Origin of the sequence: Liquorilactobacillus uvarum DSM 19971, from assembly GCF_001434935.1 — a bacterium.
Taxonomy (GTDB): Bacteria; Bacillota; Bacilli; order Lactobacillales; family Lactobacillaceae; genus Liquorilactobacillus; species Liquorilactobacillus uvarum.
This window is the reverse complement of the sequence record NZ_AZEG01000095.1, coordinates 1-1,154: the sequence shown is the minus strand read 5'-3', so window position 1 is coordinate 1,154 and position 1,154 is coordinate 1. Positions and strand designations below refer to the sequence as shown.

The 1,154-nt window shown below is 45.7% G+C and carries 1 protein-coding gene; it reads left to right on the top strand.

Translation table 11 applies throughout. The annotated features are described in order from the left end of the window. On the top strand, nt 1-1,095 hold a 1,095-nt coding region (locus tag FD20_RS12525), incomplete at its 5' end, for an IS256 family transposase (RefSeq protein ID WP_057738928.1). Nucleotides 1,096-1,154: the final 59 nt, after the last annotated feature.

Below are 1,154 nucleotides of genomic sequence, written 5' to 3'. Positions count from 1 at the left end.
ATTGCGATTAACCAGCTGCTTCAAACCGAATTGGCAGAGTTTTTGGGTTACGAACGCTACTCATACGCTGGGATTAACACTGGTAATAACCGCAACGGCAGTTATGAGCGCTCGTTTGATACGAAGTACGGCCAACTTAACTTAACCATTCCTCGAGATCGCAATGGCCGGTTTGAAAATCATACCTTGCCAGCCTACGGTCGGCACAGTGATAATTTAGAAACAACGGTCATTCAGTTGTATACCAAGGGAATTACCACTGCTGAAATTGCCGAACTCATTGAGAAAATGTACGGTGCTCACTACTCCCAAGCCACGGTTTCCAACATGACTAAAGCCGTCAATGAACAGGTGCAAGCTTTCCAGCAACGTCGACTGGCTTCACAATATGCGGCCATCTTCTTAGATGCCACTTACTTGCCGTTAAAGCGGGATACCGTTCAAAAAGAAGCCGTTCATATTGCGATTGGCATTCGTCCAGATGGTACGAAAGAAGTGCTGAACTACCAAGTGGCGCCAACGGAATCGACTGGAATCTGGACTGAACTGCTGGGAACCTTGATCAAGCAGGGCGTTAAAGATGTGCTGTTGTTTGTGGCCGATGGGTTAGTTGGTTTGGATGAAGGCTTGAATCGGCATTTCCCTAAAGCCAAACGACAACGTTGCCTGGTTCATGTTGGGCGGAATCTGATGAACAAAGTTCGCGTAAAAGACCGCAAGGCCGTGATCAGTGACTTTAAACAAGTTCATCGGGCCGCCAACCGTGAAGCAGCCGAACTGAAACTGAATGAGTTCGCCAACAACTGGCATCAGACCTATCCCAAATTAATCAAAGATCTGCTTAAAATGCCGAATTTACTCACTTTCATGGACTTTCCACCAGCTATCCGGCAATCACTATACTCCACTAACCTGATTGAGAACTTTAATAAGCATCTCAAGCGCACCACCCACCACAAAGAACAATTCCCAACGGAAGATTCACTGGATCGCTTCCTGGTTTCTCAGTTTAATGTTTATAACGAGAAGTCTCTGAAGCGGATCCACCGAGGGTTCAAAGGACTCCAGGACACCTTGGAAGCATCATTTATTTAAGTTAGATACATATTATATGTACGAAGGCATTTCATTTACACAAGATTCTTGACGCTACC